An 18,323-nucleotide genomic window follows, 5' to 3' on the forward strand; every position below is an offset into this window, starting at 1 on the left:
CGGAGCGGCCAGCCCTACCACTACTACTCATTTTTTGGTCTATCGCATTGTCCCCCCGCCTTGCTCTGGCGCATCTGCCCAAGCCCTGCGGGCAGATGCGCCTTTTGCCCACCCCCGTGCGAGGCAGGAGCGGAGGCATCATGATGCGCTGGAGGAGCGGAGCGTTCGCCTTTGAACCTCGGGGGCTTCCTTGCCTCAATCATTCAGGCCCCCGAGGAGCAACAGCGACCGAAAGCGCACATGATGACGGAGCGGCATCTCCTCGCACTATCCCTTAACGGACCCGGCAGTAATCCCCTGAATGATATACTTCTGCATCAGCAGGAAGAAAATAATGATTGGCATGATCCCAAGTACCAGAGCAGGTAGCGCCAGATCCCACTGCTTTGTATATTGACCAAACAGCGCGAAGGTTGCAATCGGAATGGTCCGCAGATTGGAGCTTTGCAGGATCAAGGATGGTAACAGATAGTCATTCCAAATCCAGAGCGTATTCAGAATAATGACGGTTACATACATCGGTTTCATCAGCGGGAAAACAATCCGAAAGAATACCCCATAGGCTGAACTGCCGTCCACACGGGCCGCTTCTTCGATCTCAAGTGGCACCGATTTGACGAATCCATGAAACAGGAAGATGGACATCGGTGCTCCAAACCCGAGATAACAGATAATGAGTCCGCCGAGGCTGTCGATCAGTCCCAAATTGCTGGTTACCGTAACCAGCGGGATCATGATAGACTGGAACGGAATCACCATTGCGGCGATAAACAGACCGAATAAGATCCGGTTGAACCGTGTATTGCTGCGAACCATGCGGTACGCGGCCATGGAACTGATCAGCACGAGCAACAGATTGCTGACGATTGTTACAATCAGCGAGTTCATGAGCGCCGATGGAAAGCTAATTTTCTCCCAAGCGTTCGCGTAGTTGCCCCACTGGAACACTTCCGGCCAGGCAGCCGAATTGGTAAGCAGGTCACCAAAGGTTTTAACCGAATTCACAAACAGGAAGTAAAACGGAATCAGGAACAACAATCCGATCAACACCATAACAATCTCGGTAATTACGGTACCGAAGCGATAATTTTTCGTTGTTTCCATCAGGCTTCAACCTCCTTGCTCTTCGTCAAACGAACCTGAACCATGGTGATGATGGCAACGATCACGAAGAATATAAATGCTTTGGCGGTTCCAATTCCGTACCGGTTGTTCACGAAGGCTTCATTGTAGATATTGAGTGCAACCGACTCGGTTGAACCAAACGGACCGCCTTTCGTGAGTGACAAGTTGAGATCAAACATTTTGAACGACCAGGAGATCGCCAGAAACAGACAGATGGTTACACCAGGCATAATGAGTGGTAAAATAATGCTCCGTAGCACCTGACCGCGGCTGGCTCCATCAATCTCGGCAGCTTCCAGCAGATCAGGTGAGACATTCGTTAAGGATGAGATGTAGATAACCATCAGATAACCTGCGGTCTGCCATACAAACACGATGACAATTCCCCAGAAGGCCGTCGGTTCATCTCCGAGCCACGGGAGGTTGAAGAAGGACCAACCCGTCACGTCGCCTACTGCTGAAAACCCTTTCACAAATATGAATTGCCAGATAAACCCGAGTAACAATCCACCGATTACGTTAGGCATAAAAAAGATCGTACGCAGAATATTTCTCGTCTTGAGCGGTTTGGTCAGGAAGTAGGCCAAGAAAAAACCGATGACATTGGTGAGGATCACCCCTACAACGGTGAAGCGTACTGTGAACCAGAATGCATTCTGGAACTTGGGATCGTTTGCAAAAATATGCACGAAGTTATCAAGCCCAACCCAGTTAATGCTGGCAGATACTCCGTTCCAATCCGTAAAGGAATACATCATGCCAAGCAGGAAAGGGACCACGATGATGAGAATAAAAAATACAACGGAGGGACCCACGAACACAAGCTGCTGTAACAGCTGTGAAGATTTGCGATGCTTCATATCGTTCTCCCCTTCTATAGATGGATGATATTGGTCTCTTTTTCTATTAAACTCCAAAATCGTGAAGGGAAACACCGACACTCGTGAACATTTGGGTGTAAAATATTGTCCTCTCTTGACGAGTCACCAGAAGGGGTGTACTGATGTCCAAATACTACAGTATCCGATCCAAGCTCATCGCCTTTATGCTAATTGCAACAACGATTCCGCTGTTGGCATCTATAAGCATGACCTTTATTCAGACCAAAACAGCCTTGCGAGAACAGGCACTGGAAGAGAATAAACGTCTTATTTATCAGGCTTCAACCAATCTCAACAATTACGTCGATAACGTGGCACGGGCATCGCTCGCCATATACAATGATCCCACTTTCCTGCGGAATTTGGCTAAATTGCCGGGGGATTATCGGGCTGTTGCCGAGGTATATACAACGTTGCAAACGATCAGAGCCGCTGTACCGGATGTATTCCAGCTCTATCTGCATTCTTTTGTATCCAACCAATCCACCTTGATTACCAACCCTTTCCCGAAGCGGGAGGAACGTAAGCAAGCCTATTCCGATTCACTGCATGGTAAAACAGGGGACGGAGGATCGGATATCTGGGTAGAATCTGCACATATGAGTCACACCTACGGTTTCAAGGCAGCTTCTCCTGACGATTCACCAAGAACCGTGATTACCTTGCACCGGATCATTCGGGATATCCCATCCCCTGAGCGACTGGGCGTTCTAGCGATTGACCTCAACATGAACAGTATTGTTGCGATCTGTAGCAGACTATATGATCCCGCTAAAGAGCAGATCTATGTCGTCGATGGGCAGAACCGGATTGTTTATCAAGGGCGTACCGAGATACAAGCGGACAATGAGGCTGGTCATCTGCAACAAGTGGCAGGAAGCACGCTCGAAGATGGACGAAACCTCGCCGGTTCGGCAAGGAATGCAGCTGGACATTTTGAACAAGATCAGTCCATGTATATATATCAGCAACTTGGAAGCAACTACGCGGACTGGACCATAGTGAAGCAAATTCCGAACGAAACGTTATATGCGAGAGCCACAGCGTTAACCTGGAACAATGCAATGATTGCTATTGCAGCGCTGATCCTTGTGATCATGGCAACTTTATTCATTTCCATACGTATTACAGGTCCGCTCAAACAGCTCATGAGATACATGAATCAGATTCAGGCAGGACGCCTGCATGTGGATATCCGTCTATCGAGCCGGGACGAATTCGGGGTACTCGCGAGGCATTTTCGGGATATGATGGATACTGTGAATAATTTGATCTTGCGAGAGTACCAGCTTGAACTTGCGAACAAGACGAATCAGCTCAAAGCATTGCAAGCACAGATTAACCCGCATTTTCTATATAACACTTTACAATCCATTGGAACTCTGGCGTTACAACAGCAAGGAAAACGAGCATATACCTTACTATCTTCCCTGTCCAAAATGCTGCGCTACAGCATGCGGGATCAGACCTGTGTAACCCTCCGCGAGGAAGCAGAGCATGCTCGGCTGTATCTGGAGCTACAGCAGGAACGTTTTGGTGAACGCCTGGAGGTACACATGGATTTTGCAGAGGATACATTATCTGTTCAGATGCCTCGCATGACATTGCAACCATTGATTGAGAACTATTTCAAACACGGAGCCGATGTACAGCCGGGAAAAGGATATATCTCCATCACTAGTCGCCAAGTAGACAAACACTGGATAGTAATTGAATTGATCAACAACGGTCCAGTTATTCCTGAGTATAAACTGATTGAAATACGCGAATGGCTACAACCCCAAGAGACAGAATCTTCAATGTCCTCCCAGGATTCTGCCATGTCCGAATCCATCGGTCTTCGCAATGTGGTACGCAGACTTGCACTTAACGCTCATCCCGGCATGCCTGCCAGGATCGAAATTGATAATTTGGAAGCAGGCGGTGTAAAACTTCAAGTCAAACTATACGCGGGAGAGTGAACAACATGAAAGCACTGCTTGTTGATGATGAACAGCATGTCCGCCATGCGATCCAGCTCCTTGGTCATTGGGATGACCTGGGAATTGACGTATTGCTCGAAGCAGCAGACGGAAATGAAGCGATCGAGGCAATTACAGCGCATCAACCTGAGATCATACTGAGCGATATGCGAATGCCTGGCAAGGATGGAATGGCATTGCTTGAATGGATCTCAGCACATGCTCCACATTGTAAAGTTATTGTTATTAGCGGATACGACGATTTTGAACTGGTAAGACATGCAATAAGGCATGGCGGCATGGACTATTTACTGAAACCCGTCGAAGCTGACGAACTGAATGCCTCCTTGATGAAGGCAGTGAAATCTTGGGAAGAGGAGCATACCTTACGCACAGAGTCCACCAAACAATCCATCGTGGTGAATCGCATGCGTCCGCATTATCAGGATCGTCTGCTCACCGAGCTGGCCATTGGCAGAGGTAATACTTCCGCACATATTCAGCGATTACAGGAAGAATTGAATCTCCCCCGCCTCATTCCGATGTGCTGTGTAGCCGTCACCAGTCTGTCTCATCTGGATGCGGATTGTTTAGCGAAATATCGCAGTCAACCAGATCTGCTCGTGTTCTCCGTGCTTAACATCTGCGCGGAGATGATGCGCACACCAGATGAAGGCGTCACCTTTCGTCAGCTCAACCAGCCGGATGAAATTGTTCTGTTGCATTGGGGGGAACCGTCCTCACTGGTACGCATCCTGGACAGCATTAACGATGGATTGGAGCAGACGATTCAGCGCAGGCTTCATTTTGGGATATCTACTTGTGAAAACTACCCTGCCGGTATTTCCGGAGCCTATCTGGATGCCAGCTCTAAATTGTGGCGACGCAACACTATACTTACGCAGCGGCGTATTCACTCTACCCTTGAATCTTCGAGCAGGAATAAGGGTCAACGTTTGACTGTTTTTGAAGAGCCTATGCGTATAGCTGCCTTGAGCTGTCATGCTACCAGTGTAACCGATACCGTCACAGCGTGGCTTGAGCCGTTTACCAAGCTGGAGGTGATCAGTGCAGAGCAACTGCAACAATGGATGCAAGAGCTGGAATGGATGCTCAGCCGTTGGCTAGATGATGCCGATGGCCAGCTCTCCCCCGAGGAAGAAAGTGCCGAGGATCAGTTCCCTCCTTTTGCCGAATTGCCTTTCGACGCTGAAGGTTTGCTTTCGTTCCCGCTTCTTCGCTCTCTGCTGGAGCAACGATTGCTTGCCGCCGGAAAAGCACTCACAGCTCAGCGTCACGCCGATCCTGATCCTATGCGCGAAATCGCTCGCTACATGGAAGCTCATTATCAGGAGGACTTGTCATTGCAACAGATTGCCGCACGCTTTTATCTGAGTAGGGAGTACATTTCTCGGAAATTCAAACAGCAGTTCGGGTTGAACTGGTCAGAATATCTCGGCAAGCTGCGGATTAACAATGCTAAGCTCCTGCTACAAAACCCTTCTCTGCGAGTTGCCAAAGTCTCGGAAATGGTCGGCTTTCAGGATGAAAAATATTTCAGCAAAGTGTTTAAAAAAATAGAGGGCATCACCCCCGCAGAATATCGCAAAACCATATCTGGAACCGGTAATTAACATCCCTGTTTCGATTAAAAAAGAGGACTTCTCGACATGATCTGTCGGAAGTCCTCTTTATGTCTTACGTATACATCAATGCAAGTTTAGTCAGGATGGCTTACTCGCTCTCTTTTTTCTAAAATAATATATCATTCGAAAGACTGCTCCTATTACAAAAACGGTCATAAACACATAAGGGAGGTTATCCCCTGTTTTCTGAGCCATAATGGGGAAATAGATTACACTGAACAGCAATATGAGGATATCCAGATAGAACAACACTTTCCAATACGTATTGACGATTATACCCCCTTTTATTTACCAAATATGGTGCCATTAAAAGTATTGTATCATATCAATCCATATTGGACGGGAGTGATGGTTACCGATCTTTCAGGATCACACCAGGCACAAGCCGGATATAAATCAACTCTCCTGCAAGCTCCACTATCGTCTGTGTGACGATAACTGCCGCAGCAATGGTTGCCCACTCTGGCGAGAGGGATAATGCCAATGGCAAAACAACCAGCGAATTACGGGTTGCCGCACTAAAAATCAGCGCCCGACCAGCACCTGTATCGAGTCGGAAGAGCTTTGCAATAAACCTGGATATGAAGGGCATAATGATGAGGAATGCAGCATAGATCGGAATGACATTCACAATACTGTTCAGATCATTGTAGACCTTGCCAATCTGGGAAGCTACCACAACGACCAGGGCGAGTGCCATCATCGGAACCGGGAGCCATGCCGTCGCATGAAGCAGCCGCTGCGCACTTCCGCCTTTTTTGCACAATACTTGTGTCATCAATGCGAGCAATAGCGGAACAACAATCAGCAGCATGAAAGCCTCTACAAACGGCCCTGCCTTCATTATTGTGGCTGCATCACTGCCCATGAATAACCAGAGATACCCCGGAAGCAAAATCATTTGAACTACAAACAGCAGCGGAGTTGCTGCCAGCATCAGCTTCTCGTTCCCCTTCCCGAGCTGTGTAAACACAATGACGTAATCAATACAAGGAGTTAACAAAACTAGATAGACTCCTATCAACACATCAGGCGATTGCGGAAAAACAAGCGTAAGCGGCCAGACCACAATTGGAACAGCGATAAAATTCGCGATGAGCAGCGCAGCCATAAAATGCAGATTGGACCAAGATGCCCGAAGCTCTGTAAACGGAATCTGCACGAACATGCTATAGAGAAGCACGGCAAGAACTGGAGACACCGCATAGTGCAGTGCATTGCCCCAAGCCGGAGCGGCTAGCCCGATCCATGCACCTGCAAATAGAGCCATCACATAGAACCAGGTCTGTTGTCTCTCCATTGTTTCTCTTGTTATCATCTCTCCCCCCCTACTGTATGAAAACACTCCTATGGACATATTCACGCCTGAAGTCGCGTACATTGGGACAGAGTACACTCCGTTCCAATAAGCTAGACCATGCGAGGTCTCCGGAAGGTGAGCGTTCTCAAATTTTGAAAACAGATTATTAAAACACGTCTTTAGTGGGTATATTCATTGTAGACTGACCCGTGGTTCATTACATTGATTAAAAAACAAGGAGGAAACACCATGTCCCGTAACAATCCATATAAGTGGTTAAACGCCATCGGTTTTATTGCTGTGATTATTGTAAACTATCTCTCTAACGCGCTGCCGATTGGCGGCAAAACCAACAAGGAAGTTTCGGATATGTACCCTGTACTGCTGACACCTTCGGGTTATGCCTTTGCGATATGGGGGCTGATCTACCTGCTTCTCGCAGGTTTTATTATCTATCAGTTCACCCCTGCCTCCTGGAAAAATAATTCGATTACCCGCCTCGGATACTGGTTTCTCGCCAGCTGCGCCTTTAATGTCGCCTGGATTTTCGCCTTTCAAAATCTCAAGACTGGACTCGCGCTACTGATCATCGTATTGTTGTTGCTTACTCTGATTATGCTGTACGTCAAAACACGTGCGATCACTATGCCAACCACGGCTGAAATCTGGCTAGTCAAACTGCCATTCAGCATCTATCTCGGATGGGTTAGCGTAGCAACCATCGTTAACACAGCCGTTTATTTGTACAAAATCGGATGGGATGGATTCGGCATCAGTGAAACGGCATGGACGATCATTATGCTGATCGTTGGTATGGTTCTGGCCGTGCTTGTCAGCTTCCGGTACCGTGACAGTGTGTACCCACTCGTATTCACTTGGGCATACATTGCTATCGCTCTCAAACAAAAGGATGTCATCTCTGTCTACTATACGGGGATTATCATTGCCATCGTTCTGGCGATCTACGCCGTGTGGCTGTTCCTTGCGCGCAATCAAGACCGTGATTGAGTACCCTTTTCTATCAGTTGAACTAAAGACTTTACACACCCACTTCGATGACAGAATAACCTTCCAATCGCTGTTATCCCCAGATTTTTTTGATTCCCTTTTTAAAAGGGAAAATCCGGTGATAAAGGCGAAGCCTATGCTTCCGATGTAGCTTTCTTTCAGAAAGCTTTTAGCTTCGCTTTTCCAGGTTTTTTCTGTCCTCTCCGTTATCGTGTAAATGAATCGTCCAACTTATAAAATAAACCGTAAACCAAAAAGCCGATTTTCAGGTCAAACGACCCTTAATCGGCTTTTTGCTGTAGTTGTAGGTGCTACAGGATTCAATCGCTCATCCTGTGACAAGGCTGAAATATGATCCTATTTCAGCGCGATCACTTCGATCTCAACCAGTGCATCCTTCGGCAAACGCGCAACTTCCACAGCACTGCGTGCAGGATAAGGCTGCGTAAAGAAGCTGCTATATACTTCGTTGACAGGAACGAAGTCATTCATATCTTTCAGGAATACAGTTGTTTTCACCACTTTATCCATGCTTGTGCCTGCTGCTTCGAGAATTGCTTTAACATTACTGAGAGACAGACGAGTCTGTTCCTGTACATCCGCACCAAATTCACCGGTTTGCGGATTAAGGCCAAGCTGACCAGACGTATAGATGAAATCACCAGCATCTACGGCCTGACTGTATGGACCAATGGCGCCTGGCGCCTGTTCGGTCGAGATTGCTTTTTTCATTCGACAGGTACTCCTTTGTGTTTGCTACCCCGCCACGACATGGAGACAAGGCGTGCTTTTATTTTTAAAACCTATTATACCATGCACCTGTTCTGACAAGAAACGTTTGTCTCCCTGCGCCCTTGCAAGTCTTAAGCGTCCTGTACCCCAAGCGCATGAATCACTTCATTGGGATAAACATGATTGCCCTTCGTCTGTACCATTGCGACATTTCTCATCGCTTGAGCAATCGTTGACGCTTGAATGGCCCGATATTTGTCTAAACGCCCTTTCATCCAGCGATCCAGAAAAGTCATCACATGTGCAGCGAATTGTTCACCCGCACGTTTCTCGCCTCGATCCCCCAGAATAAGAGATGGACGAAAAATGTGTAAGGCACGGAACCCGATACTCGAAAGTGCATCCTCCATCTCACCCTTGGTCCGACTATAAAACACACGCGAATCCGCATTCGCTCCCATCGAGGAAATCACTAGCATCTGCTCCACACCATGCTGATTTGCCAGCGTCGCTGCGCGAACCGGATAGTGATAATCCACTTCACGGAAGTTCTCCTGACTGCCTGCTTTCTTGATCGTCGTACCCAGACAGCAATACAGGTCATCGATTCCTTCAAACAAATGCCCTTGACCCTCAAGCTGTTCCCAGTCTACAACGTATTGCTTCAGTGCAGGATGTTCCAGATCAAGTCTGCGTCTGACCAGAATACGAACCTCGCTGTATGCGGGGTGCCCGAGCAGATTGTGAACCAAAAGCCCACCCACCAGTCCAGTAGCCCCGATCACCATCGCTTTGCGTTCAGGATGATGCATCTCTCCAACCACCCCAATCTATTCATATATAGCTGAGTATTATATCAAAGAACATCGTAATCAGCTTTTTTTGTTGTTATTTTAAAAGAACCCGACGTCCCAAAGTAAACGTAAGCAGCAACATCACTGCACCAACCGTCACTTGGAATCCGTAAGTGGATATCCAGACCATCGCTTCCGAGAGAGTCTCCATCTTCTCGTACAGCCAGCCTCCAATCAGCGGGCCAATAAACGATGTTACGCCAGTCAAAGCTGAATAAACGGCTATAAACATCGGTCTTTCACTTTTCGGTGTGTCGCCAATCGTAAAATTAAACGCGAGCTGGTTGAAACCGCCAACACCAATCCCAAGAAAAATGTGGGACAGGAACAACGCAACCAGTACCGGAGCAAAGGACATCAACCCCCACGACAGGCAGGACAAGGCGATGACGGGTAACGTCCAGAATAACAGCGTTTTGTTGCTGTATCTGGCATTCAGGTTGCCCCAAATATAGAATCCTCCCATCATCACCAGTGTTTGCAAGACCGTGATCAGTGAGACCATCTGATAGCTGACTTTCAGCAGATCGAGCATAACGTAAGAATAGAGAGGCACAATTAATGTCTGGATCAATAGCCATGCCGCCAGAAAAATAGTCGCCTTCAGAAAAACCCGATCCTGAAACGGTTTGATAAACATCCGTGAGAACGACTTTTCGGTCGACCGTTCAAAGGGCAGATCCGGATAAAAGAAATAAATGACCGTATTGGCGATAGCACAGATCCATACAGGAATAAACAAAATCAGAAAACCGGTCTCTCCCGGATAACGATCCAGCAAAATCCCGCCGCCAAATAAACAAACGCTTCCAAGTGCATTCAGAATCGTATTTCGTATCCCGAAATAACGTCCTCTTACCTTGGCAGGTACGATATCCCCAATCAGGGATGTCCAGATCATACCGCCGATGGTATTACATATGAATGCAACCGTGTATAAGCCAATAAAAACACTGACCCACCATTCCTTAGGGAAGATGAACGGAATTAATCCCGTTGCACTCCACAAAATACGGTGCCCTCCGACGAACAGCAAAAGCGCGCGCTTACGGCTACGAATACGTTGCATCCAGTATGCTGCGCCGATCTGCGCGATGTTTACAAACGTGGTAATCGCGAGCACAAAGCCGATATGCCTCGACCCGGCCCCAAGATACAGCAAAAACCCGGTTAGAAATGGACCACCCAGCAACGTTTGCAAAATAATTGCCGGTACGCCCTCCCATGTTGCAATTGATAAATTCGTGCGTTGTGTCGAACCCTTGCGCCGTGGCTTGCCTAACGAAGAGGGGTTCATCTTGACCATCTTCTGTATGGGGATACACTCCTTAGACCGGGTAAAGCTTTGCCGGCCGATGCTAGTTGTCACCCCAAATTCTACTCACGGCACAGAGGTTGTCAACTCATTTTTTCACGGTGAGTGGAAGCCGCAGACGAAAGATACTTCCCTTGTGCTCGGCACTTTCAAGTTCGATTGTTCCACCCAGTAATCTTGCCAGATCCCTGCTGATCGAGAGGCCAAGTCCAGTACCCCCAAATTTACGGCTAATCGAACCATCTGCCTGCTGAAATGCTTCAAATATAGAATGATGCTTGTCCTTCGGAATGCCGATCCCGGTATCCTGAACCGAAAAAACAAGCCACTGACTTACCATATCCGCCTGTTTAGTCTGTTGGGTACTCACGGTCAGAGTGACCTTCCCCTTCGGAGTAAACTTGATGGCATTGGACATTAAATTCCGCAAAATCTGCTGCACGCGCTGCGGATCAGACCAAAGTGTATCTGGCAGTCCCTTTTGCTTCTCCAGCACCAGCTCAATTCCTTTTTTGTCAGCAACGAGCCCAAAATGATTCATGGCATCTTCGATCAACTGACTCAGACTGATGTCCTCCAATACAATATCCAGCCGTCCAGCCTCAACTTTGGACAAATCGAGAATGTCGTTGATTAGCCTGAGGAGTTCTTGTCCGGATTGATCAATCATGCCTGCAAAACGCACAATCTCATCCTGATCCATGGTATCGGCATTCTCACCAATCATCTGGGCGAAGTTAATCACGCTGTTGAGCGGTGTACGCAACTCATGAGACATATTCGCCAGAAACTCCGACTTGTACTGTGAAGCAATTGTCAGCTGTTTGGCTCGTTCCTCCAGAACAATCTGCGCTTTTTGTAACTCTTCCTTCTGCACAGATAAGAGGCGATTCGTACTCTGGATCAAGAGAATCCGATTTTGTTCATTCTGAAAATCACGTAAGATAAATGCAAATATAAGGCTAAGAGCAATTCCGGTAGGAAGCGTATAAGGCATAATGTGTGAGAAGAAATAGGCTGTAGGAATGACACCCACGAAGGCGATATTCACACTGTTGACAACGTTCACGATCAGTGTAACGATGATTCCTTTGACAATAAGTCTGTAGCTACTGCGTCGCATCCATATATTGAGTCCCGCACAGAGCAATCCCAGAAGAGACATGTTAATTACCGCGGCTACGGTCGCATCGGAAATACCAAAGGTTAGCCTCGATAGCCCAATCCCCACACCTATAATCATGACACTATACGGTTGTCTGTATGACAGAACAGCAACAATTAGAGGTACATAACGAAGATCAAAAACGACTTCATCATTCAGCTGAAATCCAAACACAGTACTGATCCAGCCAGCAAAAATCAGCACTAGCACGGAACTGATCTGTTTTACCTGGGAAGAGGCACGTATTACGATATATTTATAGAAAACACTTGCAAGATAAGCAATCGTAATAAGCATCCCCATATTGAGTACGAACATTTTCGAAAATTGCATGCATTCACTCCTGTTGTTCGACGTTATAACCCAAGTGCTTATTTCGTTCGTATTTTTACATCATATCACGCTAGGCCCACCTCGGCATGGAAACCTCATCAAAAAGAAACAAAAAAATACACAAAATGAGGATTCAATTTGTGTACAAGACATAGTAAAATATATTGTTGTTTCATTTTTTTCATTTACCGCTATGATCATGTTTGCTTGAAACATGATGAAAGGAGATTTACAGCTGTGCAATTGTTAAAAGATAAATCCTACTGGCTGTCGCTTAGTCTGATGTTATCCCTGGCTGTCATGGGACTTTTCTATGATATTCTGAACAATCCGGATCGTGGATATGTTATCCTAAATTCTCCAATTGACCGGTTGCTTCCTTTTATACCCGCAATGTCTATTCCCTATCTGGGATGGTACCCGTTTGTATTCGGCGTGCTGGCCTACCTGTGTGCCAAGGATCGGCTTATGTATTATCGGGTCTTGTTATCCATGAACATCTGTGTCTGGATCTGTTACCTGATCTACTTCAACTTCCAAACCATGGTTCCACGGCCGGAATTAACCGGTTCTGGCCTAGGCTCAGTCGTCATCGGATGGCTCTACAGCCAGGATCGTCCATATAACTGTTTTCCCAGTATTCACGCGCTGCACTCTTATCTGGTGATGCGTGCCGTTCTATCGGTTTCAACCATCCGTAAATCCGTCAAGGTGGCGGTAGTTGCCGGTGCATCCCTGATTATCATCTCTACACTGCTCATCAAGCAACATGTCATTTACGACGCACTAAGTGCAATTATTCTTGGTGAATGTATCTTCACGATCATTACTGGACTATCCCTTTATCGACGTCGCAGAAAAGAGTCCAAATGGACGGAGGGGATCAACTAACCCCCTCTTCAGGCTTTTTACCCAACTGCTTCTGCCGTCGCCATTCATCAATGAACAAACCTGCATAATAGGGGTCCCACTGGGTCCCCTTTCCTTCTTCCAGAATCATAAGCGCTTTCTCATCGCTCATTCCATTCCGGTAAGGCCTGTCTGACGTCATGGCATCAAAGGCATCCGCTACCGCAATAATACGTCCGAACAGCGGGATCTCTTCGCCTGCCATGCCATCCGGATAACCTTTGCCATCATACCTCTCATGATGGGATCGCACCCCCGGTAGAAAGTCAGCCATGGCATCCACAGGTTCAATCTGAAGCAAAATGCTCTCTCCTAACACGGGATGCGTACGGATGATTGCAAATTCCTCATCACTTAGCTTGCCATCTTTGAGTAATACCTCGTCAGGTATACCGATTTTCCCGATATCATGGAGCAAAGCTGACTTGTACAACAAGTCGGCCTGTTCGTCATTCATGCCGCTAAGCCTGCCGATCAGAATGGAATATTCCGCCACACGCATCGAATGTCCCGCCGTATATTTATCACGGGCATCCAGTGCGGCCGCAAGCAGGGAGAAGTAACTTTGCAGCAGTTGCCGATTGCGCTCCTGTCTCATCTCTAGCCGACTAATCATCATATTGAATCCCGAGATCAATTGCGAAAATTCATCCGAATACAGATCCGGCGTTCTTCTGCCGAACTCACCGCCCTGAATCCGGTTCATCTCTTGTGTCAACTCAGACACCGGATCACGGACATCCCGAATTAACAACCAACTGCCCACCATGGAGAATCCTGCACCCAAGATGACGATGAGTACACCCCATAACGTATATTCTTTTGCAAACACCGGGTCTATGTACTGGAGCCGAATATAGGTAGCCAGAAAAAATAAACATAACGGAAATAAACCGATAAGTGCAGTGCTCGTTTGAAACTTCCGCTGTATTGAGATCAAGATACGTCCGCCAAGCGAAGGCTCCATACCGTACAACATTTTGCCTCTACGGCGAACTTCGAGAAGCAGCGGTCTCACTGTCCTCACCGTAAGATAATATTCAACCAGAGCATGCATGATCGCAATCAAGAATGCACACACCGCCGCAACGATAACATATCCATACGGGATTTCAAGCCAGCCTGTGGAGATCATCCACAATGTAAGTCCAGCCGCGGGTAGAGAGAACCCCAGCATATGTGGTCCAATAATGCGATATATGGTCTGTCCCGGAAAGCGGTGAATTCGCTCATACATCTGATTTAGTTCAGCCATTTCATGATGCTCGGCAGCGAAAAATTGCCTTATTGGACCCAATTGAGCCCACAATGTAATCAACTCCGCAACCAACATAAACAGAATCGATATGAGTACAATGAAAATCAAACGAACATATTGGATATTGGGTACCTGTAAGGTTGAAATCATCACCACGGAACCCACAACAAAGACGGCTGATAATGAACCAATTAGATAATTGCGTAGCAGACGGAAGATAAATGCACGATATACTTCCAATCCAATCCCTCGCTCTCTATGTCTAACCCGTTCCGCCCTGATAAAAAAGGGAGAATAAGGATGTTTTCTCCTATATATTTATCGGTTATTCCCACTAAAAAAATTAATAAAATCCTGCGAAAAATACTACATATTCTGCTTGGCTGTCTTCGGGGATTGCTTCATAGAAAAGGCCGCTCCTTGGGGGAGCGGCCTTTTTATGAAGGTTTTTGTTACATATATTCCATTAAAGCTCCTTTTGGCGACTTGGCATCTAACTCGTTTTAATTTTAGCCGCCAAAATCATTGTGCCGCGTGGTTGATCCCCCAGCGCATCCGGTTCAAGCGTGATCGCTACGGTGTCATAATCGTTTGCGGAATCCAGCGTGTAATAGACCGCTCCCGTACCGTCGTGACTTAGGAAAGTCCCGGCATTCTTAGGAGTATCCCCCTTGATGAGCCATACCTGAAATGCCTGATTACCTTCCAGCACAGGCAGTTTCTCTGCCTGTACCACGAGGTGCGTGCCTTTGCTATCGATCACGATGGTCGCCAGACCTTGTGCAACAATATCTTGCGTTGCCGGGCTCAGCTTGACGGCCTCGCCCGTTTTCATGCCCTGCGCAGGCGCCACAGCTGAAGCGAGTTGCTCTTGCAGCTGCGCATTCTGCGCTTGCGCCTGAGCCAGCTGCTCCTGCGCGGCCGATACGCCTTCGGCTTGCTGCGTCAGCAAGTCGATGCGGCTCTGCAGCTGCGCCGTGTACACGCCGAGCACCAGCGCCGCTGCCGCGAGGCCCGCACTGGCTGCGCGCCATGCGCGGCCACCGCGCACACGTGCGCGCGTACCTGGCTGCCCCAGCGTTGCCTGGGCAGCCTCTTCGGCCCGGGCCGCAGGCACCGCCGCTGGCGGCAAGCCAGGCCCGGGCTGCGCCGCACGCTCATGCTGCGGCGCAAGGTCTTCTTGAAGCACCGCGGATGCGGGTGCTTCAGGTTGCTGCGCAGGAGTCGCTGCCGGCGTCGCGCCGGTGCTCTCCTGCGCCTGACCGAGCACGTTGCCCAGCACGCGTGCTCGCATGCCCGGCGGCGGTGCCACTGGGTCCGCCGCAAGTGGCAGGGAGCCGGTTACCTCCTGCAATTCCCTTACCTCCTGACGACAAGCTTCGCAATTCGACATATGCGCTTCGAATGCCGCCACTTCCTCTGCTTCCAGTCCGCCCAGCACATACATCGGTGCCAGATCAGACCACTCCTCATGTCGTTCTATCATGGATGTATGCCCTCCCTTCCCGCGTCCGGATGCAATTCAGCATCAGCAAGTAACTTCTGGAGCTGACGCATGGCAAGCCTGACACGGCTCTTCACCGTACCCAGCGGAATCCCGAATCGGCTGGATACCTCTTGTTGCGTTAAACCTGCATAATATATCGATTCAATCACTTGCTTCTGGTCCTCGTTCAATTGGGTCAACGCCTCTTTAATACGTGTGCCTTCCCATTTGCGCTGGACCTCTTCTTCTGTATTTGTATATTCGTCAGCATACGCCGCCAGTGTCTCATTCTCAACTGGAGTGGTTGCTGCTCCTTTCGATCTCCGCCTCAGCATGTCCACTGCGATATTGCGCGTAATCGCGAACATCCACGTGGTCAGCTTCCCCTGTGAGGCATCAAATCGTTCCGCTTTGTTCCAGATGCGCAGGAAAAGTTCCTGCACGGTCTCCTCTGCCGTCATCGAATCACCAACAATTCGGTAGGCAAAAGAATAGACGGCCCGTTCATATCGGTCATATAGCAGTTCCAGTGCAGAAGCATCACGCTCTGCAATTCGTTGCATCAACCTGCTGTCCTCTATCGATTCAGTCATCCGAGGGCCCCTTTCTGTATCTTCCCTCATATTATAACCTACGCAGAAACGTTTGAAGAGGATTACCCTTAATAACATTTTTTTTGAGATATTTCTTTTAAACTCCGGACTCAAATAAAGGCCTAAACCTCTACCTCAAGGGTTATCCTTCCTTTTTATTGCAATAAATTACAGACTGTGGTATGATATAAAAGTTGTATAAACAACCTCATATGATTTTCTGTCTTCTTTTTAACCCCGGAATATTTTCTTCATGCTGCGACCGCAGCGAATATGCTAACTAACCTATGGAGATTGACGAACCTGAATCACAATAACCCGGTAGACTAAGGGTTTACAAGATGTTCCCATTCACACTGGCGCGGTCATCGGAGCCGCAAGGACAAAAGAGAGGTAGGGCTTTTGTTGTTTTGGATATCATTTATTCTTGAGAAGATTGAAAACATACATCAAGCACCCGGAATTGGGTTCCGGGTGCTTTTCTATATCCAATTTTCTTTATCGCTTTTGGAGAAAACCGGCACACGTTCCCCGCTCCCTGGATAAAGCACGCCTAAAAAAAAGATAACCCCGGCTTACTGCCGGAGTTAACACGTTAATGATTCCGTTATATTCTTTCGAGAAAGATTCTTGTAAGAAACGGATCTGGATTGCATGATCCAGTCAGGCTTTCCGATCAGCCCGATGTTGCAGTCCACGTTTGGACCGCGGCCTCTCAGCAGAGGGATTAGATAAACATGGTTTTAGAGATGATTACGAGCAGAATGAATAAAACAAGAATGGTTCCCATGGAGCTCCAGACGCCTCCACCACAGGCAGGTGCACAACCATGATGGTATCCTTGCACCATCGGTGCTTGATTTGGCTGATAGCCATAAGGCATTGTTCCGTAATTGTACATGTCTTGACCTGGATATTGGTATCCGTACATATGTTCATGCCCTCCTTGTTGTCCGTAAACTTGCCCCTGTCCGTTCGGTGAGTTCGGTTTAACTTCGCTCATCGTCATGCCTCCTTAACATTTGCCTACACCTTAAGCTATGTATTTGCCCTATACGGTGACCGGGCTATGGCCCTCATGATCTCAAAATAGGCGTTTTACCCTGACCTTTATCTTTATGTACATTTTCTCATCCTTCCTGATTCAACATCTTCTTGATCTTCTCTATCCCTCATTTTCCTTTTCAGTTAATCACCCTATTTCGACTTTGTTGCTTTCTCACAACTCCCCCACTTCATTTCAAAATACTATTCTTCTCACCTCTCCTTCTACCGAGTCCCCTAAAAAAAGCTACTCCCTTGCTCCGTTACACCACCTAGGTACTGAACTCTCTTTCCTTCCCCAACGCTGCTTGTCCAGTCTCATAAAACCCTGCCGGTTACCCGGCAGAGCAAAACACATTACAGCCAGAACGACTTAGTGATGATAACGAGCAGAATGAACAACACCAGGATTGCTCCAGTGGAAGTCCAGCCGCCGTATCCCATTCCTCCTACTTCACCCATCTTAAACCCTCCCTTACGTGTGAATTTACAAAACCGTTTATTAGATCAGGAATGCTTTAGAGATGATCACCAGCAAGATAAAGAGAACCAGAATCGCGCCAGTCGATGTCCATGCACCGCCGTATCCACCAACTACTCCACTCATGTAAAACCCTCCTTTGATTTGAGGTACAGTTCACTATATGCATCGGACGCGCAACCGACCGGGCGCAGATGTAAAATGGGCTGAATTCCAGTTTTCATTAGATTTG

Annotated in this window: 17 protein-coding genes; 4 read left to right on the forward strand and 13 right to left on the reverse strand. The window is 47.7% G+C overall.

The window, feature by feature from the left end:
- Positions 1 to 267 precede the first annotated feature (267 nt).
- Together BLQ13_RS09740 and BLQ13_RS09745 are read right to left on the reverse strand one after the other, a co-directional pair.
- Entirely contained in the window at positions 268 to 1,104 is an 837-nt protein-coding gene (locus BLQ13_RS09740; RefSeq protein WP_090918608.1) for a carbohydrate ABC transporter permease, read from the reverse strand.
- Positions 1,104 to 1,985, reverse strand: a complete 882-nt coding sequence (locus BLQ13_RS09745) for a carbohydrate ABC transporter permease (protein ID WP_090918610.1) — start codon at positions 1,983 to 1,985, stop codon at positions 1,104 to 1,106. The genes BLQ13_RS09740 and BLQ13_RS09745 overlap by 1 nt, the downstream gene beginning before the upstream one ends.
- Positions 1,986 to 2,128: 143 nt before the next feature.
- Between BLQ13_RS09745 and BLQ13_RS09750 the strand changes: the two genes are divergently transcribed.
- Together BLQ13_RS09750 and BLQ13_RS09755 are read left to right on the forward strand one after the other, a co-directional pair.
- Positions 2,129 to 3,967, forward strand: coding sequence for a cache domain-containing sensor histidine kinase (locus BLQ13_RS09750; RefSeq protein WP_090918611.1), 1,839 nt, complete (start codon positions 2,129 to 2,131; stop codon positions 3,965 to 3,967).
- 5 nt (positions 3,968 to 3,972) lie between these two features.
- A complete protein-coding gene (locus BLQ13_RS09755) occupies positions 3,973 to 5,601 on the forward strand; it encodes a response regulator transcription factor (RefSeq protein ID WP_090918613.1) in 1,629 nt (542 codons plus the stop codon).
- 364 nt (positions 5,602 to 5,965) lie between these two features.
- Here the strand turns inward: BLQ13_RS09755 and BLQ13_RS09760 are convergent, their stop codons facing one another.
- Positions 5,966 to 6,931: an arsenic resistance protein gene (locus tag BLQ13_RS09760; RefSeq protein WP_090918615.1), complete on the reverse strand. Its 966-nt coding sequence runs from the start codon at positions 6,929 to 6,931 to the stop codon at positions 5,966 to 5,968.
- A 231-nt stretch (positions 6,932 to 7,162) separates the two neighbouring features.
- Here BLQ13_RS09760 and BLQ13_RS09765 point away from each other — a divergent pair, with 231 nt between their 5' ends.
- Positions 7,163 to 7,921, forward strand: coding sequence for a tryptophan-rich sensory protein (locus tag BLQ13_RS09765; RefSeq protein ID WP_090918617.1), 759 nt, complete (start codon positions 7,163 to 7,165; stop codon positions 7,919 to 7,921).
- A gap of 357 nt (positions 7,922 to 8,278) precedes the next feature.
- Here BLQ13_RS09765 and BLQ13_RS09770 read toward each other — a convergent pair whose 3' ends face one another.
- From BLQ13_RS09770 to BLQ13_RS09785, 4 genes are all read right to left on the reverse strand, one after another.
- Positions 8,279 to 8,653 (reverse strand): RidA family protein, encoded by a 375-nt coding sequence (locus tag BLQ13_RS09770; protein WP_090918620.1) that lies wholly within the window; start codon positions 8,651 to 8,653, stop codon positions 8,279 to 8,281.
- Between the two features lie 131 nt (positions 8,654 to 8,784).
- Complete coding sequence (locus BLQ13_RS09775; RefSeq protein ID WP_090918622.1) at positions 8,785 to 9,465, reverse strand: oxidoreductase; 681 nt, start codon at positions 9,463 to 9,465, stop codon at positions 8,785 to 8,787.
- Positions 9,466 to 9,541: 76 nt separating this feature from the next.
- Positions 9,542 to 10,804, reverse strand: coding sequence for an MFS transporter (locus BLQ13_RS09780; protein ID WP_208606769.1), 1,263 nt, complete (start codon positions 10,802 to 10,804; stop codon positions 9,542 to 9,544).
- A gap of 106 nt (positions 10,805 to 10,910) precedes the next feature.
- Positions 10,911 to 12,320 (reverse strand): sensor histidine kinase, encoded by a 1,410-nt coding sequence (locus tag BLQ13_RS09785; protein ID WP_090918626.1) that lies wholly within the window; start codon positions 12,318 to 12,320, stop codon positions 10,911 to 10,913.
- A gap of 237 nt (positions 12,321 to 12,557) precedes the next feature.
- On the opposite strand from BLQ13_RS09785, the gene BLQ13_RS09790 reads away from it, so the two are divergent.
- The gene (locus BLQ13_RS09790; protein WP_090918628.1) at positions 12,558 to 13,211 is read left to right on the forward strand and encodes a phosphatase PAP2 family protein; all 654 of its coding nucleotides are present in this window, start codon (positions 12,558 to 12,560) and stop codon (positions 13,209 to 13,211) included.
- On the opposite strand, the gene BLQ13_RS09795 is transcribed toward BLQ13_RS09790, so the two are convergent.
- The 6 genes from BLQ13_RS09795 to BLQ13_RS28670 form a co-directional block, all read right to left on the reverse strand.
- Positions 13,204 to 14,727 (reverse strand): HD-GYP domain-containing protein, encoded by a 1,524-nt coding sequence (locus BLQ13_RS09795; protein WP_090918630.1) that lies wholly within the window; start codon positions 14,725 to 14,727, stop codon positions 13,204 to 13,206. The two genes, BLQ13_RS09790 and BLQ13_RS09795, sit on opposite strands and share 8 nt — an antisense overlap.
- Before the next feature lie 253 nt (positions 14,728 to 14,980).
- Positions 14,981 to 15,973, reverse strand: a complete 993-nt coding sequence (locus BLQ13_RS28795) for an anti-sigma factor (RefSeq protein ID WP_090918632.1) — start codon at positions 15,971 to 15,973, stop codon at positions 14,981 to 14,983.
- Positions 15,970 to 16,566 (reverse strand): RNA polymerase sigma factor, encoded by a 597-nt coding sequence (locus BLQ13_RS09805; RefSeq protein WP_090918634.1) that lies wholly within the window; start codon positions 16,564 to 16,566, stop codon positions 15,970 to 15,972. The genes BLQ13_RS28795 and BLQ13_RS09805 overlap by 4 nt, the downstream gene beginning before the upstream one ends.
- 727 nt (positions 16,567 to 17,293) lie before the next feature.
- Positions 17,294 to 17,416: a sporulation protein YjcZ gene (locus BLQ13_RS28275; protein WP_139168879.1), complete on the reverse strand. Its 123-nt coding sequence runs from the start codon at positions 17,414 to 17,416 to the stop codon at positions 17,294 to 17,296.
- 551 nt (positions 17,417 to 17,967) lie between these two features.
- Positions 17,968 to 18,072: a YjcZ family sporulation protein gene (locus BLQ13_RS28665; protein WP_208606770.1), complete on the reverse strand. Its 105-nt coding sequence runs from the start codon at positions 18,070 to 18,072 to the stop codon at positions 17,968 to 17,970.
- Between the two features lie 40 nt (positions 18,073 to 18,112).
- On the reverse strand, positions 18,113 to 18,217 hold the full coding sequence (locus BLQ13_RS28670) for a hypothetical protein (protein WP_017690880.1): 105 nt from the start codon (positions 18,215 to 18,217) through the stop codon (positions 18,113 to 18,115).
- Between the last annotated feature and the right edge of the window lie 106 nt (positions 18,218 to 18,323).

Source organism: Paenibacillus polysaccharolyticus, from assembly GCF_900102085.1.
Taxonomy (GTDB): domain Bacteria; phylum Bacillota; class Bacilli; order Paenibacillales; family Paenibacillaceae; genus Paenibacillus; species Paenibacillus polysaccharolyticus.

Excerpts from the sequence above, each read along its gene's own strand:
- BLQ13_RS09755 (WP_090918613.1), top strand. The coding sequence starts at position 3,973 with ATGAAAGCACTGCTTGTTGATGATGAACAGCATGTCCGCCATGCGATC.
- BLQ13_RS09775 (WP_090918622.1), bottom strand. The coding sequence starts at position 9,465 with ATGCATCATCCTGAACGCAAAGCGATGGTGATCGGGGCTACTGGACTG.
- BLQ13_RS28795 (WP_090918632.1), bottom strand. The coding sequence starts at position 15,973 with ATGATAGAACGACATGAGGAGTGGTCTGATCTGGCACCGATGTATGTG.
- BLQ13_RS09765 (WP_090918617.1), top strand. The coding sequence starts at position 7,163 with ATGTCCCGTAACAATCCATATAAGTGGTTAAACGCCATCGGTTTTATT.
- BLQ13_RS09745 (WP_090918610.1), bottom strand. The coding sequence starts at position 1,985 with ATGAAGCATCGCAAATCTTCACAGCTGTTACAGCAGCTTGTGTTCGTG.
- BLQ13_RS09740 (WP_090918608.1), bottom strand. The coding sequence starts at position 1,104 with ATGGAAACAACGAAAAATTATCGCTTCGGTACCGTAATTACCGAGATT.
- BLQ13_RS09805 (WP_090918634.1), bottom strand. The coding sequence starts at position 16,566 with ATGACTGAATCGATAGAGGACAGCAGGTTGATGCAACGAATTGCAGAG.
- BLQ13_RS28665 (WP_208606770.1), bottom strand. The coding sequence starts at position 18,072 with ATGGGTGAAGTAGGAGGAATGGGATACGGCGGCTGGACTTCCACTGGA.
- BLQ13_RS09785 (WP_090918626.1), bottom strand. The coding sequence starts at position 12,320 with ATGCAATTTTCGAAAATGTTCGTACTCAATATGGGGATGCTTATTACG.
- BLQ13_RS09750 (WP_090918611.1), top strand. The coding sequence starts at position 2,129 with ATGTCCAAATACTACAGTATCCGATCCAAGCTCATCGCCTTTATGCTA.
- BLQ13_RS28670 (WP_017690880.1), bottom strand. The coding sequence starts at position 18,217 with ATGAGTGGAGTAGTTGGTGGATACGGCGGTGCATGGACATCGACTGGC.
- BLQ13_RS09780 (WP_208606769.1), bottom strand. The coding sequence starts at position 10,804 with ATGAACCCCTCTTCGTTAGGCAAGCCACGGCGCAAGGGTTCGACACAA.
- BLQ13_RS28275 (WP_139168879.1), bottom strand. The coding sequence starts at position 17,416 with ATGGTGCAAGGATACCATCATGGTTGTGCACCTGCCTGTGGTGGAGGC.
- BLQ13_RS09770 (WP_090918620.1), bottom strand. The coding sequence starts at position 8,653 with ATGAAAAAAGCAATCTCGACCGAACAGGCGCCAGGCGCCATTGGTCCA.
- BLQ13_RS09760 (WP_090918615.1), bottom strand. The coding sequence starts at position 6,931 with ATGATAACAAGAGAAACAATGGAGAGACAACAGACCTGGTTCTATGTG.